The 519-nt window shown below is 67.1% G+C and carries 2 pseudogenes; both read left to right on the forward strand.

Annotated features, from left to right (window positions below):
- Positions 1-124 (forward strand): annotated as a pseudogene (locus E9536_RS41165) (polyamine ABC transporter ATP-binding protein); the annotation flags it as partial.
- A gap of 10 nt (positions 125-134) precedes the next feature.
- Positions 135-519: pseudogene (locus E9536_RS41170) on the forward strand (putrescine ABC transporter permease PotH); the annotation flags it as partial.

Genomic DNA, 519 nt, shown 5'->3' on the forward strand with positions numbered 1-519 from the left:
GAGCGGCAAGACGGTGGTGTCGAACCTGTCGAGCTCGCACCTGATGAACGACAACGCGCCGGCGTGGAACGACGACGTGTTCGTGTCGTGGTCGCCGGCCAGCGGCGTCGTGCTGACGCAGTGAGGACGCCACGATGAGAACCTCCGCTTCCACTCCGTCCGCGCCGGTGTCTGCCGGCGCCGCGAGCACCGGCGCCGGCAGATCGCGCCCGGGCCGTTTCTCCATGCTGTCGCGCTTCCTGCCGTCGGGCCGCAGCGTCGCGATCGGCGTGCCGTTCGTGTGGCTCGCAGTCTTCTTCGCGCTGCCGTTCGTGCTGGTGCTGAAGATCAGCTTCGCCGACCAGGTGATGGGCATCCCGCCGTACACGTCGCTCGTCGAGATCAAGGACGGTGTCGTGCACTTCGCGCTGCAGCTGTCGCACTACGCGTTCCTGCTGCAGGACGACCTGTACATCGCGACCTACCTCAGCTCGCTGAAGATGGCCGCCGTGTCGACCGTGCTGTGCCTGCTGATCGGCT

Source organism: Burkholderia sp. LS-044 (genome assembly GCF_004803625.1).
GTDB classification, from domain to species: Bacteria; Pseudomonadota; Gammaproteobacteria; order Burkholderiales; family Burkholderiaceae; genus Burkholderia; species Burkholderia cepacia.